This window comes from Micromonospora sp. NPDC049204 (assembly GCF_040647935.1).
Lineage (GTDB): Bacteria > Actinomycetota > Actinomycetes > Mycobacteriales > Micromonosporaceae > Micromonospora.
The window spans coordinates 16,283-29,463 of the sequence record NZ_JBEZDC010000017.1 but is presented as its reverse complement, the minus strand read 5'-3'; the positions used below and the strand labels follow the sequence as shown (position 1 = coordinate 29,463).

Annotated in this window: 13 protein-coding genes; 8 read left to right on the top strand and 5 right to left on the bottom strand. The window is 73.6% G+C overall.

Translation table 11 applies throughout. The features are described from left to right. The first annotated feature begins 85 nt into the window (after nucleotides 1-85). The gene (glmM, locus tag AB0A90_RS27155; protein ID WP_357253503.1) at nucleotides 86-1,444 is read left to right on the top strand and encodes a phosphoglucosamine mutase; all 1,359 of its coding nucleotides are present in this window, start codon (nucleotides 86-88) and stop codon (nucleotides 1,442-1,444) included. 75 nt (nucleotides 1,445-1,519) lie between these two features. Here the strand turns inward: glmM and AB0A90_RS27150 are convergent, their stop codons facing one another. The 3 genes from AB0A90_RS27150 to AB0A90_RS27140 form a co-directional block, all read right to left on the bottom strand. Continuing rightward, nucleotides 1,520-2,704, bottom strand: coding sequence for a pyridoxal phosphate-dependent aminotransferase (locus tag AB0A90_RS27150; protein ID WP_357253501.1), 1,185 nt, complete (start codon nucleotides 2,702-2,704; stop codon nucleotides 1,520-1,522). A gap of 79 nt (nucleotides 2,705-2,783) precedes the next feature. Continuing rightward, on the bottom strand, nucleotides 2,784-2,933 hold the full coding sequence (locus AB0A90_RS27145; protein WP_357253499.1) for a hypothetical protein: 150 nt from the start codon (nucleotides 2,931-2,933) through the stop codon (nucleotides 2,784-2,786). 49 nt (nucleotides 2,934-2,982) lie between these two features. Next, entirely contained in the window at nucleotides 2,983-3,315 is a 333-nt protein-coding gene (locus AB0A90_RS27140; protein WP_357253497.1) for a hypothetical protein, read from the bottom strand. 373 nt (nucleotides 3,316-3,688) lie between these two features. Between AB0A90_RS27140 and glmS the strand changes: the two genes are divergently transcribed. Beyond that, nucleotides 3,689-5,602 (top strand): glutamine--fructose-6-phosphate transaminase (isomerizing), encoded by a 1,914-nt coding sequence (gene glmS / locus AB0A90_RS27135; protein WP_357253495.1) that lies wholly within the window; start codon nucleotides 3,689-3,691, stop codon nucleotides 5,600-5,602. A gap of 3 nt (nucleotides 5,603-5,605) precedes the next feature. Here the strand turns inward: glmS and AB0A90_RS27130 are convergent, their stop codons facing one another. Then, nucleotides 5,606-7,198: an alpha/beta hydrolase gene (locus AB0A90_RS27130; protein WP_357253493.1), complete on the bottom strand. Its 1,593-nt coding sequence runs from the start codon at nucleotides 7,196-7,198 to the stop codon at nucleotides 5,606-5,608. Next, nucleotides 7,195-7,491, bottom strand: coding sequence for a hypothetical protein (locus AB0A90_RS27125; protein WP_357253492.1), 297 nt, complete (start codon nucleotides 7,489-7,491; stop codon nucleotides 7,195-7,197). The genes AB0A90_RS27130 and AB0A90_RS27125 overlap by 4 nt, the downstream gene beginning before the upstream one ends. Nucleotides 7,492-7,665: 174 nt before the next feature. Here AB0A90_RS27125 and AB0A90_RS27120 point away from each other — a divergent pair, with 174 nt between their 5' ends. The 6 genes from AB0A90_RS27120 (at nucleotide 7,666) to ung (ending at nucleotide 13,173) form a co-directional block, all read left to right on the top strand. Then, on the top strand, nucleotides 7,666-8,034 hold the full coding sequence (locus AB0A90_RS27120) for a holo-ACP synthase (RefSeq protein WP_357253490.1): 369 nt from the start codon (nucleotides 7,666-7,668) through the stop codon (nucleotides 8,032-8,034). A 55-nt stretch (nucleotides 8,035-8,089) separates the two neighbouring features. Continuing rightward, entirely contained in the window at nucleotides 8,090-9,559 is a 1,470-nt protein-coding gene (locus tag AB0A90_RS27115) for an NAD(P)H-hydrate dehydratase (protein ID WP_357253488.1), read from the top strand. A gap of 90 nt (nucleotides 9,560-9,649) precedes the next feature. Beyond that, nucleotides 9,650-10,768 (top strand): alanine racemase, encoded by a 1,119-nt coding sequence (gene alr, locus AB0A90_RS27110; protein WP_357253486.1) that lies wholly within the window; start codon nucleotides 9,650-9,652, stop codon nucleotides 10,766-10,768. A 55-nt stretch (nucleotides 10,769-10,823) separates the two neighbouring features. Then, nucleotides 10,824-11,927, top strand: a complete 1,104-nt coding sequence (locus AB0A90_RS27105) for an alpha/beta hydrolase (RefSeq protein WP_357253485.1) — start codon at nucleotides 10,824-10,826, stop codon at nucleotides 11,925-11,927. After that, on the top strand, nucleotides 11,924-12,406 hold the full coding sequence (gene tsaE, locus AB0A90_RS27100) for a tRNA (adenosine(37)-N6)-threonylcarbamoyltransferase complex ATPase subunit type 1 TsaE (protein ID WP_184178621.1): 483 nt from the start codon (nucleotides 11,924-11,926) through the stop codon (nucleotides 12,404-12,406). The genes AB0A90_RS27105 and tsaE overlap by 4 nt, the downstream gene beginning before the upstream one ends. Before the next feature lie 65 nt (nucleotides 12,407-12,471). Continuing rightward, nucleotides 12,472-13,173, top strand: coding sequence for a uracil-DNA glycosylase (gene ung / locus AB0A90_RS27095; RefSeq protein WP_357253483.1), 702 nt, complete (start codon nucleotides 12,472-12,474; stop codon nucleotides 13,171-13,173). Nucleotides 13,174-13,181 lie beyond the last annotated feature (8 nt).

The following is a 13,181-nucleotide window of genomic DNA, read 5'->3' as shown; positions in this document are numbered from 1 at the left end:
GCCGGTTCGCCTCCCCCGACTCGGGGGAGGCGGCCGGCCGTTTCGCTTTCTCCACATCGGCAGCGCACCACGGAGGTTGGCGGGTATGGGTCGGTTGTTCGGCACGGACGGCGTACGCGGGCGGGCAAACGCGGATCTCACCCCGGAACTGGCACTGGCGCTCGCGGTGGCCGCCGCGCACACGCTCGCCGAGACGGACCGCAGCCACCCGCCGCTGGCCGTCGTCGGCCGGGACACCCGGGCCAGTGGCGAGATGCTGGAGGCCGCCGTGGTCGCCGGCCTGACCAGCGCCGGTGCCAACGTGGTGCGGGTCGGCGTGCTGCCCACCCCCGCGGTGGCGTTCCTCACCGCCGAGGCCAAGGCCGACCTCGGCGTGGTGCTCTCCGCGTCGCACAACCCGATGCCCGACAACGGCATCAAGCTCTTCGCCGCCGGCGGGCACAAGCTGCCCGACGAGATCGAGATGAAGATCGAGGCCGCCGTGGAGGCCAACGCCACCACCGCCTGGGACCGGCCGACCGGCGCCGGCATCGGCCGGGTGCACGACCTGCTCGACGGTGCCGACCACTACGTCCAGCACCTGGTCGGAGCCGTGCCGCACCGGCTGGACGGGATCAAGGTCGTGGTCGACTGCGCCAACGGCGCTGCCGCCGAGGTCGCCCCGGTCGCCTACCGGGAAGCCGGCGCGGAGGTCGTCGCGATCCACGCCGAACCGAACGGCCTGAACATCAACGACGAGTGCGGCTCCAACCACATCGAGGCGCTGCGCGAGGCCGTGGTCCAGCACGGCGCCCACCTGGGCATCGCCCACGACGGCGACGCCGACCGGATCGTGGCGGTCAGCGCCGACGGCGACGAGGTCGACGGCGACCAGGTGATGGCGATCCTCGCGCTGGCCATGAGGGATGCCGGCACGCTCACCCAGGACACCCTGGTCGCGACCGTGATGAGCAACCTCGGCCTACGGTTGGCCATGTCCGCACAGGGCATCCGGCTGATCGAGACCAAGGTCGGCGACCGGTACGTCCTGGAGGCCCTGCGCGCCTCCGGGCTGGCGCTCGGCGGTGAGCAGAGCGGTCACATCGTCATGCCGGCGCATGCCACCACCGGCGACGGAGTGCTCACCGGCCTGCACCTGATGGCCCGGATGGCCGCCACCGGCCAGTCCCTCGCCGAGCTGGCCTCGGTGGTCACCAAACTGCCCCAGGTGCTGATCAACGTGCCGGTCGGCGACCGGACCGTCGGCGCCGCCGCACCGGCCGTCCGCGCCGAGGTCGAGCGGGCCGAGGCGGAGCTGGGTGAGACCGGGCGGGTGCTGCTGCGCCCGTCGGGCACCGAGCCGCTGGTCCGGGTGATGGTCGAGGCCGCCACCGAGCAGACCGCGCGCGACGTCGCCGAGCGGATCGCCGAACTGGTCCGCACCGCCAGCCCCGCCGCGTCGTAGGTCAGTCGGACGCTGTGGAGCTGAATCGTTCACGACAGCAGCTCCACAGCCTCCGGCACAGCCGGGGCCGCCGGATCAGCGCAGAGCGCGCAGCCGGTTGACCGCCTCGGTCAGCACCTCTGGGCGCTTGCAGAACGCGAACCGGACCAACCGTCGGCCCGCCTCGACGTCGTCGTAGAAGACCTGCGTCGGCACGGCCACCACGCCGCAACGCTCCGGCAGCGAGCGGCAGAACTCCACCCCGTCGGAGCCGCCGAGGGCGGTGATGTCGGCGGTGACGAAGTATGTCCCCTCCGAGTCGAGCACCTCGAACCCAGCGTCGGTGAGACCGCCGACGAGCTGGTCCCGCCGCTGCTGGAGGCCGTCCCGGAAGCCGGTGTAGTAGTCGTCCGGCAGGGCCAGCGCCACGGCGACCGCCGGTTGCAGCGGGGCCGCGTTGACGTAGGTGAGGAACTGCTTCACCCGCAGCACCGCCGAGACCAGCGCCGCCGGGCCGCTCGCCCAGCCGATCTTCCAACCCGTGCAGGAGAACGTCTTGCCGGCCGACGAGATGCGCAGCGTCCGCTCCCACATCCCGGGCAGGGTGGCCAGTGGCACGTGCGGATTCGCCGCGTCGGTGAAGACCAGGTGCTCGTACACCTCGTCGGTGACCGCGTACGTGTCGTACTCCTGGCACAGCTCGGCGATCAGCGCCAGTTCGGCCGGGGTGAAGACCTTGCCGGTCGGGTTGTGCGGCGAGTTGAGCAGCACCAGCCGGGTCCGTGGGCCGAACGCCGCGCGGAGCGCCGTCGGGTCGAAGGCGTACCGGCCCTCGGCCGCGGGGCGCAGCGTCACCGGCCGCCGGATCGCGCCGGCAAGCGCGATCGAGGCGGCGTACGAGTCGTAGTACGGCTCGAAGCAGACCACCTCGTCGCCCGGTTCGCAGAGGGCGAGGATGCTCGCCGCGACCGCCTCCGTCGCGCCGGCGGTGATGACGATCTCGCCGTCCGGGTCGTACGTCAGGTCGTGGAACCGCAGTTGGTGGGCCGCGACCGCCGCGCGCAGAGCGGGAATCCCCGGGCCGGGCGGGTACTGGTTCTGCCCCCCGCGAAGCGCCTCGGCGGCGGCGGCCAGCATCTCCGGAGGGCCGTCGGTGTCGGGGAAGCCCTGGCCGAGGTTGACCGCGCCGGTCCGCACGGCGAGGGCGGACATCTCGGCGAAGATCGTCGTGCCGAACGGCCGCATCCGGGCCACCAGCGGGTCGATATCGGTGCTCGTCACCTGCGCCAGCCTACGGGTGCCGGTGGCTGAACCCCAGCCTCACGTGAGCGCACCGTGCTCCATGATCAAACCAGGCAGGTCACTCGGGAGTGGGTGGTCCGGCGGTGGGTGCGGTCCAGTCGTCGTCGGGATTGACGTACGGGCCCTCGACCGCTGGGTCGGAACCGTTCGTGTCGACCAGCAGACCAGCCACGCAGAGGCAGCCACAAACGAGCAGGAACAGCGCCACGACGACAGCGACGGCGATCCCGATGACCCGGCCGTTGTTCCTCGGTGAGCTACCGCCGGCCGGTGGATAGCCGGGGTAGGCGTACGGCGGCGGATACCCCGGCGGCGGCCAGCCCGGGTACTGCGGCTGGCCCGGCTGCTGGGGCCACCCCGCTGGCGGCGATCCGGCCGGCGTGGGCCACCCCGGCGGCGGTGATCCGGCCGGCGGCGCGCCGGAGGCGTCGGCCGGAGCCGGCGACCAGGGGGACGTCTGTGCGTCGGGCGTCCACGGCGCCGCGGGCGGCTGGGGCGTCCACCGGGTGTCGGGCGGGGTCGGCGCCCAGGGCTCGGTCGGCGGAGATGGCGACCACGGCGACGGTGTCCATGGGGCCTGGGGCGCCCACGGCTGAACCGGAGCCAGCGGGTCGGGGGCCGGGATCGGCGCCGAGGAGGGCGACGCCGTCGGCTCGGGCGGGGGCGCGGAGGGGGTCGGCTCCGATGCGGGTGAGGGCGACGGGTCGGGCGAGGGCGCGTCGGTCATGGCTGCTCCGGGCGGGAGTGGGTAGGACGTACGGGCCGTGGACGGGAGCACCAAACCCGTCGAGAGACTTTCGCACCCGCTGGCGCGCCGCAACCCTGCCCTCCGGGGTGGGGCACGAACGGGCCTGCGACGCTCGTCCCGTTGTGGCCGCCCAGACCCCGATCGCTCAGATTCCGTGATTGATAACCCGACTTTCGAGCACCCATCATGAGTGAAACTGGGTTAGGCTGCGGGCCATGTGTGGAATCGTGGGATACGCGGGCGCGCGCCCCGCTCTCGGCATCGTCCTCGACGGGCTGCGGCGGCTGGAATACCGCGGCTACGACTCGGCGGGCGTGGCAATCGTCTGCGACGACCAGCTGCTGACCGAGAAGAAGGCCGGCAAGCTGGCCAACCTGGAGAAGATGCTCTCCGAGCGGGCCGCCGAGGACCCGGCCTCCTGCGCGGCCAGCCCGATCGGGATCGGTGACGGCACCACCGGCATCGGGCACACGCGGTGGGCCACCCACGGTGGCCCGACCGACCGCAACGCCCACCCGCACGTCGCCGGCGACGGACGGGTCGCGGTCATCCACAACGGCATCATCGAAAACTTCGCCAGGCTCCGCGCCGAGCTGGAGGCCGACGGCGTCCAGTTCGCCAGCGACACCGACACCGAGTGCGCCGCGCACCTGCTCGCCGCCGCGCTTGCCGACCTGCGTGCCGCCGGCCAGCCGGACGGCCCGCAGTTGCTCGCCGCCGGCATGCGCGTCGTCTGCCAGCGGCTGGAAGGCGCCTTCACGCTGCTCGCCGTCGACGCCTCGGTGCCCGGCGCGGTCGTCGGCGCCCGGCGCAACTCGCCGCTCGTCGTCGGCCGGGGCGACGGCGAGAACTACCTGGCCAGCGACGTGGCCGCGTTCATCGAGCACACCCGGGAAGCAGTCGAGCTGGGCCAGGACCAGATCGTGCTGATCACCGCCGACAGCATCGAGATCACCGACTTCGACGGTCAGCCCGCCACCGGCAAGGACTTCCACATCGACTGGGACTCCTCGTCGGCCGAGAAGGGCGGCTACGACTGGTTCATGCTCAAGGAGATCGAGGAGCAGCCGCAGGCCATCGCCGACACGCTGCTCGGCCGGCTCACCGAGACCGGTGAGATCGCCCTCGACGAGGTCCGCCTCAGCGACCAGGACCTGCGCGACGTCGACAAGATCTTCATCGTGGCCTGCGGCACGGCGTACCACGCCGGCATGGTCGCCAAGTACGCCATCGAGCACTGGACGCGGATCCCCTGCGAGGTGGAGCTGGCCAGCGAGTTCCGCTATCGCGACCCGGTGCTCGACCGGTCCACGCTGATCGTGGTGATCTCCCAGTCCGGCGAGACGATGGACACCCTGATGGCGCTGCGCCACGCCAAGGAGCAGAAGGCCCGGGTGCTGGCCATCTGCAACACCAACGGCTCGACGATCCCCCGCGAGTCGGACGCGGTGCTCTACACCCACGGCGGGCCGGAGATCGCCGTCGCGTCCACCAAGGCGTTCCTCACCCAGGTCGTCGCCTGCTACCTGATCGGCCTGCACCTGGCCCAGGTGCGCGGGATCAAGTTCGCCGACGAGGTGGGCGCGGTGGTCGCGCAGTTGCAGGAGATCCCGGGCAAGTTGCGGGAGCTGCTCGACCGGATCGAGCCCGTCCGTGAGCTGGCCCGGGAGTTGAAGTCCGAGCCAACCGTGCTGTTCATCGGCCGGCACGTGGGCTACCCGGTGGCCCTGGAGGGCGCGCTGAAGCTCAAGGAGTTGGCGTACATGCACGCCGAGGGCTTCGCGGCCGGCGAGCTGAAGCACGGCCCGATCGCCCTGATCGACAAGGGCACACCGGTGATCTGCGTGGTGCCCTCGCCGGTCGGCCGGGGCATGCTGCACGACAAGGTCGTCTCCAACATCCAGGAGGTCCGGGCCCGTGGCGCGCGGACCATTGTGATCGCCGAAGAGGGCGACGAGGCCGTCGTCCGGTACGCCGACCACCTGATCTACGTGCCGCGTACGCCGACGCTGCTGGCCCCGCTCGTCACCACGGTGCCGTTGCAGGTGCTCGCCGCCGAGATCGCCGACGCCCGTGGGCACGACGTGGACCAGCCCCGCAACCTGGCCAAGTCGGTCACCGTCGAATAGGCCTCAACGCCCCAGCACGACCCGGGCCATCCCGTCCAGCGCGGGATTGCCCGGGTCCCAGTAACCGGTGTGCCCGCCTCGCCCGCTGCCGAAGACCCGACCGCCGAACCCCGGATCCGACGGGTCGTGACCGAACCACAGCTCGTGCCCGCTCCGGTCGGGCCAGCCCAGCACCGCGGCCAGTGAAGCCGGGCCGAGCAGGGCGCGCCGGGCGAACTCGTCAACCGGGCGGGCGACGCGGATCACGTCGTCCGGGGCGCGGCTGGCCCAGACCTCACCGGGTGGCACGCCCAGCTCGGCGGCGTGCGACGCGCCGACCCCGGGCGAACCGACGAAGACCAGCGCGTCGGCGGCCAGCCCGTGCTCCCGCGCGGCCGTCCCCACCACCAGTGACCCGTAGCTGTGCCCGAGCACGGTCTGCCGGGCCGGTGGCCCCTCGTGGCTGGCCCGCAGCCCCTCCTGGAAGCGGTGCAGCGCCGGGCCGGCGTCGTTTGCCTGGCCCGCCGACGCCGCTGCGGTCACGAAGTCCGGAGCGTCGTAGTCCAACCAGAGCACGGCCGCGCTGCGCTCACCCGGGGCGAGGGTGGCGCACCGGTCCAGCACCCGCGCCGCCCTGCCCAACTCACCGGGAGCGTCGTCCAGCCCGGAACCCATCCCCGGCACGTAGGTGAGCACCCGGTCGGCCTGGTCCGGGTTGCCGAGCGTCAGCACCACCCGGCCCTCACCGGCCGTGTCCAGCCGCAGCAGGTACGCCCGCGGCTCCCCGTCCGCCGCCAGCCGCCCGGCCAACGCGTCCAGGCCGGCCAACCGCCCGGCCACCCCGTGCAGGCGGAGCGTCGTGAGCGGCCCCGGCGGCACCCGGGTCAGCAACCGCTGCCGTTCAGCCAGCAACTCCGCGCGCCAGACCCCGAGCCGCAGCCGGTTGGCCTGGTCCCGGGCGGCGACCGGCACCCCGTCCAAACGGCCGACCAGCGCACTCTCGTGCCCGATCAGCCACCGTCGCTGCGTCGGGGTCAACCCTGCCCACCAGGCGCGCACAAGCGTTGGTGCGGCACCGGCCGCCGGCCGACCCGGCGGTGGCGGGGACGCCCACCCCGAGCCGGCGGCCCGGGTCAGCTCGTCCAGCCGGTCCGCGGCGACCCGATCCGCCGCCCCGGCTCCGTCGAGCGCGTCGCGCAGGGCCGCCGCCACCGAAGCGGCCACGACGCTGGTCCGTTCGGTGGGCCGAACCCGGGTGGGATCGACGTGCACCCCGCCCGCGCGGTCCACCACCAGCCCGGCCGCGTCCGCCCGGTTGACCGCCTCCGCGAGCCGGGCCTTCGCGACCGTCAGCCGGCCCGCCAGCTCGGCCAGCACCTGGTCGACCTCGATCAGTGCGGGTGTGACCGAGGCCAGCTCGGCACCGAGACCGGCGAGCCGGGCATCCGCCGCGGTGGCTGCCGCACCGGACCAACCGCTGCGCAGGCGCGTGCCGGCCGCCCCCAACTCGCCGACCTGTCGGTCGACCGGCCCGGTCAGCCCGGCCCAGGCCACCCCGGCGGTCCGCCAGCCGCCCGGATCGGCCGCCCACAGCTGCCGGTAGCCGACGCCGCTCACCGGGGGAGCGCGGCGAACCGGCCGGCGGCCCGGTCGTCGACCGTCTCGTACGCCTCGGCCGCCGCCCGGACTCCACCGGAGGTCGCCGCGACCCGAGCACCCAGCCGGCAGAACCAGGCGTGCCCGGCCGCCTCCAGCCCGGCCAGAGCCGCGCCGGCCCTCCACTCGGGCGCGACCACCAGCAGCTCCGGCACCCTTGCGAGGCCCAACGCCAGCCGGTACGCCTCGTCGTCGAGCGTGCCGGCGACCGCCCGCAGCTCCTCGGGCCGGACGGCGAACAGCTCATCGGTCATGACCACACCCCCGTGGACGATCGGCATCGACGCGCTGACGCTAGGCGGGCGTGGAGGGCACCGGAGTGCCCTGTGGACAGCGGGCGGTGGGTCGTACCCCGGCCTGTCCACAGGCGTTGCCCACCGTGGCCCCGACGGCTAATCTCCGGCCCCGGCCGCCGGTAGGGTGTGATCGTGATCGTCGCTGTCGGCATCGACGTGGTCCTGGTCGACCGGTTCGCCCGGGCCCTGGCACGGACGCCGCTGCTCGCCGACCGACTCTTCACCAGCGCCGAGCGGCACACCCGCTCCGGCGGCCCGCGCCCGCCGGAGTCGCTCGCCGCCCGGTTCGCCGCCAAGGAGGCCGTGGCCAAGGCGCTCGGCGCCCCGGCCGGGCTGAGCTGGCACGACTGCGAGATCAGGGCCGACCCGGACGGCCGTCCCTGGCTGGCTGTCGCCGGCACCGTCGCGGCGGCGGCCGAGGCGCGCGGGGTCAACCACTGGCATCTCTCGTTGTCGCACGACGGGGGGATCGCGTCGGCGATGGTGGTCGCGGAACGGTGACGTCGACCGGGCGGGCCGGTCGGGTCCACCCGTGAACTGATGGGGAGACGGTGGCATGAGAGCGGTGTGGCGGGTGGCCGACGTGCGGGCGGCCGAGGCGGGGCTGATGGGCACGCTGCCGGAGGGGACGCTCATGCAGCGCGCCGCCGCCGGGCTGGCCCGCCGGGCCGCACTGCTGCTCGCCGAGCGCGGCGGCGTCTACGGCGGCCGGGTGCTGCTGCTCGTCGGTTCCGGCGACAACGGCGGCGACGCGTTGTACGCGGGGGAGCGACTGGCCCGCCGGGGTGTCCAGGTGTCCGTCCTGCTCCTCACTCCCGGGCGGGCGCACGAGGCGGGACTGGCCGCGCTGCGAGCGGCCGGCGGTCGGCTGGTCGACCAGCCCACCGGCCCGGTCGACCTGGTACTCGACGGCATCGTCGGCATCGGTGGCACCGGGGGGCTGCGGACCGGCGCGGACTCGGTGGCGCAACGGCTCGGTGAGCTGCGCGGACGTGACGGTGACCGGGCCACCGTGCTGGCGGTGGACGTGCCGAGCGGCGTCGCGGTGGACACCGGGGACGTGCCGCTGGCCCCGTCCGGCCGACCGAACGCGGTGCACGCCGACGTGACGGTGGCGTTCGGCGCGTTGAAGCCCGCCCTGGTGGTCGGGCCGGCCGCCTCCCTGGCCGGCCAGGTGGAGCTCGTCGACATCGGGCTGCGGCCCTGGTTGCGGGGCACCCCGGCGCTGCGGGTCACCGAGTGGTCCGACGTCATCGACTGGTGGCCGGAGCTGGGTCCGGCGTCGGAGAAGTACACGCGGGGTGTGGTCGGGGTGGCGACCGGCTCGGCGACCTACCCGGGTGCGGCGGTGCTCTCCGTGGGCGGTGCGCTGGCCGGGCCGACCGGCCTGGTCCGCTACGCCGGCAGCGCCCGCGCCGAGGTGCTGCACCAGCACCCCTCGGTGATCGCCAGTGGGCGGGTCGCCGACGCGGGTCGGGTGCAGGCCTGGGTCTGTGGCTCCGGGCTGGGCACCGGTGCCGACGCGGCGGCCGAGCTGCGCGCCGTGCTGGCCGCCCCGGTGCCCGTGGTGCTCGACGCCGACGCGTTGACCCTGCTGGTGGACGGGTCGCTCGCCGACCAGCTCCGCGGTCGGGACGCGCCGATCGTGGTCACCCCGCACGACCGCGAGTTCACCCGACTCTGCGGTGAGGACCCCGGCGCCGACCGGGTCGGCGCCGCGCTGCGGCTGGCCGCCTGGATGAAGGCGGTGGTGCTGCTCAAGGGCGACCGCACGGTGATCGGCACACCTGACGGTCGGGCGTACGTCAACCCGACCGGTTCCCCGGCACTGGCCACCGGCGGCACCGGCGATGTGCTGGCCGGGCTGCTGGGCTCACTCCTGGCGGCCGGTGTGCCCGCCGATCGGGCCGCGGCCGCGGCCGCGTACCTGCACGGGCTCGCCGGCCGGGAGGCGGCCCGGAGCGGGCCGGTGACCGCGCCCGACGTGGTGACCGCGCTGCGCCCGGTCGTCGCCCGCCTGGGCTGATCGGGCCGGTTCCGGGCGGAACGACCGGATCGGCCGTGCGGGGCGTGCGTCGCCGCCCGCGCTGATCTCCACGGAAAGTAGGCTGGGCGCATGTGGCAGGCCGAGGTACGCGTCGATCTTGACGCGATCCGCGAGAACGTGAGCAGGCTCCGCTCCGGCACCACCGCCGAGTTGATGGCGGTGGTCAAGGGCGACGGGTACGGCCACGGGATGCTCCCGGCCGCTCGCGCGGCGCTCGACGCCGGCGCGGACTGGCTCGGTGTCTGCACCCTCGACGAGGCGCTCACCCTGCGGCGGGCCGGAGTGACCGAGCCGGTGCTGGCCTGGCTGCTCGCGCCCGGCCTACCGCTGCACGAGGGGGTCGGCGCCGGGGTGGACCTGAGCGCGGCCAGCCTGTCCCAACTGGACGAGATGATCGAGGCGAGCCGGCTCGCCGGGCGCCCCGTCCGCCTGCACCTGAAGATCGACACTGGGTTGTCCCGGGGCGGGGCGACCGTCGCCGACTGGCCGGCGCTGCTGGACGCCGCCGCGAAGGCGCAGGCCGACGGCCTGGTCGAGGTGGTCGGCGTGTGGAGCCACTTCGTCTACGCGGACCTGCCCGGCCACCCCACCATCGACCGTCAACTGGCCGTCTTCCACGAGGGGCTGGCCATGGTCGAGCGGGCCGGTCTGCGACCGCGCTGGCGGCACCTCGCCAACTCGGCGGCCACCCTGACCCGCCCGGACACCCACTTCGACCTGGTCCGCCCCGGTCTGGCCATCTACGGGCTCTCCCCGGTGGCCGGCGAGACGTACGGTCTGCGACCGGCGATGACCGCGCGCGCCCGGGTGATGCTCACCAAGCGGGTTCCCGCCGGCACCGGAGTCTCCTACGGGCACACCTACACCACGGAATCCGACGCGAATCTCGCCGTGGTCCCACTCGGGTACGCCGACGGGGTTCCCCGGCACGCCTCCAACGCCGGTCCGGTGCAGCTCGGTGGCGTCCGGCGGACGATCTCGGGGCGGGTCTGCATGGACCAGTTCGTGCTCGACTGCGGCGACGACCGGGTGGCGGACGGCGACGTGGCGACGCTCTTCGGCAGCGGCGCGGACGGCGAGCCGACAGCCGACGACTGGGCCGAGGCCGCCGGCACGATCAACTACGAGATCGTGACCCGGTTCGGCAGCACGCGGGTGCCGCGGGTCTACGACGGCGAGCGGCCGTGAGCGCGAGGAGTGAGCCGGGGTTGCGAGCCCCGCAGTCGCGAACCGAGGTGACGCCGTGAGCTACCGCATTCCGCGTCCGCGGACCGCGGTGGGCCGGGTCGCGGGGATCGTCGGCGCCGCGGTGGGCGTTGCCGCCGCGGGCCTGGCGGCCGGGGTCGCGACCGAGCGCACCCTGGTCCGCCGGCTCAAGGCCGACCCGGCCGACCGCTACGCGCACGAGATGTTCGGCGAGCAACGGTACGACGAGGCGTTCCGCCTGGAGTTGCCGGACGGCACCGACATCCACGTCGAGGTGGTCGAGCCGACCAGGCCGGTGCCGGGGCACCCCACGGTGGTGCTGGTGCACGGCTTCTGCCTGGACATGGGTACGTTCCACTTCCAGCGCCAGATGCTCGCCGCCCGCGGTGACTACCGCGTCGTCGCGTACGACCAACCCGGGCACGGTCGGTCCGGCCGGCTGGAGACCGGCGAGTACGACCTCACGGTGCTCGGCCGGACGTTGCGCCAGGTGATCGACCGCACCGCCCCGGACGGGCCACTGGTGCTGGTCGGCCACTCGATGGGCGGCATGACCATCATGGCGTTCGCCGAACTGTTTCCGGAGCTGTTCGGTGACCGGGTGGTGGGCACCGTCCTGATGGCCACCTCGGGCGGGCTCGTCGCGGAGACCAAGCTGGTCGCGCCCGCGCTGCTCGGCCGGGTTGGCGGCCCGGTGCTCTACATGGTCAGCAACGCCACCCGCTACGGCGGGCCGGTGATCGACAAGGCCCGCAAGTCGACGTCGAACGTGGCCTGGCTGCTGACCCGCAAGTACGGCTTCGGCACCCGCAAGCCCAGCCCCACTCTGGTCTCGTACGTCGAGATGATGAACTCCCGGACGTCGGCCGACACGGTGACCCGCTACCTGCGGACCCTGGCCACGCACTCCCGCTTCCCGGCCCTCGCGGCGTTGGCCGCGACGCCGGTGCTGGTGGTGGTCGGCGACAAGGACATGATCACCCCGGTGGTCCATTCCGAGGAGATCGTCCGGCGGCTGCCACACGCCGAGTTCGTCAAGATCAAGGACAGCGGTCACGTGGTGATGTTGGAGCATGCTGACGAGGTCAACGCCGCGCTCGCGCGGTTCCTCGAATCACTTGGAAAGTCGGAGGAACGGTGAGTCACGTCGTCAAGCTGCCGACCGTCGAGGACACCCGGGAGTTCGGCCGGCGCCTGGCCGGGCTGCTGCGGGCCGGTGACCTGGTGCTGTTGACCGGTCCGCTGGGCGCCGGTAAGACCGCGCTCACGCAGGGCGTCGGCGCCGGGCTCGGTGTGGTCGGCGACATCACCTCGCCGACCTTCGTGATCGCCCGGGTGCACCGCCCCGATCCGGCCCGAGGTGGCCGGGTCGCCCTGGTGCACGCGGACGCGTACCGGTTGGGTGACGCCACCGATCCGCGCGCCGAGATCGACGACCTGGACCTCGACGCCTCGGTGGACGACTCGGTGACGGTGGTGGAGTGGGGCGAGGGACTGGTGGAGCAGTTGGTCGACGCGCACCTACGGGTCCGCATCGACCGCCGCGACGACGACACCCGGATCGTCGAGCTGGACCCGATCGGTGGCGACTGGGCCCGGCGGCTCGCCGACCTGGGTTAGGCCGGCCGCTGTCGTACCGGATGCCTAGAGTGCGGGGGACCGACCCGAGCTGTGAGAGGTTCCTGATGCCCGACGATGCCCCCGCCCTTGACCTGCTGGCCCTGTTGCCGGAGCAGTGGCGTGCCGTGCTCACCCCGCACCTGGACGCGGCCCGCACCGCCGCGTTGGCCGAGTTCGTCGCCCGGGAATACGCCACGCAGACCGTCTTCCCGCCTCTCGAGGACCTGTTCTCGGCGTACCGGCTCTGCCCGCCGCAGGGCACCCGGGTGCTGACCCTCGGGCAGGACCCGTACCACCGGGCCGGGCAGGCACACGGGTTGAGCTTCAGCGTCCGGGACGGGGTGACAGTGCCCCCGTCGTTGCGCAACGTCTTCAAGGAGTTGGGCGAGGACGTCGGCGTCCCCAAGCCGCGCAGCGGCAACCTCGACGGGTGGGCCGCCCAGGGTGTGCTGCTGCTCAACGCGGTGCTGACCGTCCGCCAGGCCACCCCGGGCTCGCACGCCAACGCCGGCTGGGAGGAGTTCACCGACGCGACCATCCGGGCGCTGGACGCCTCGCCGGACCGGGTGGTCTTCCTGCTCTGGGGTGGCTACGCCCGCAAGAAGGCGGCGCTGGTCACCAATCCGCAGCACGTGGTGCTGGAGGCCGGCCACCCCAGCCCGATGAACCCGCGTGGCTTCCTCGGCAGCCGTCCGTTCAGCGCGGCCAACAAGGCGCTCGCCGACGCCGGCCTGCCCACCATCGACTGGGAGCGCACCGCAGGCTGAGCTGGCAC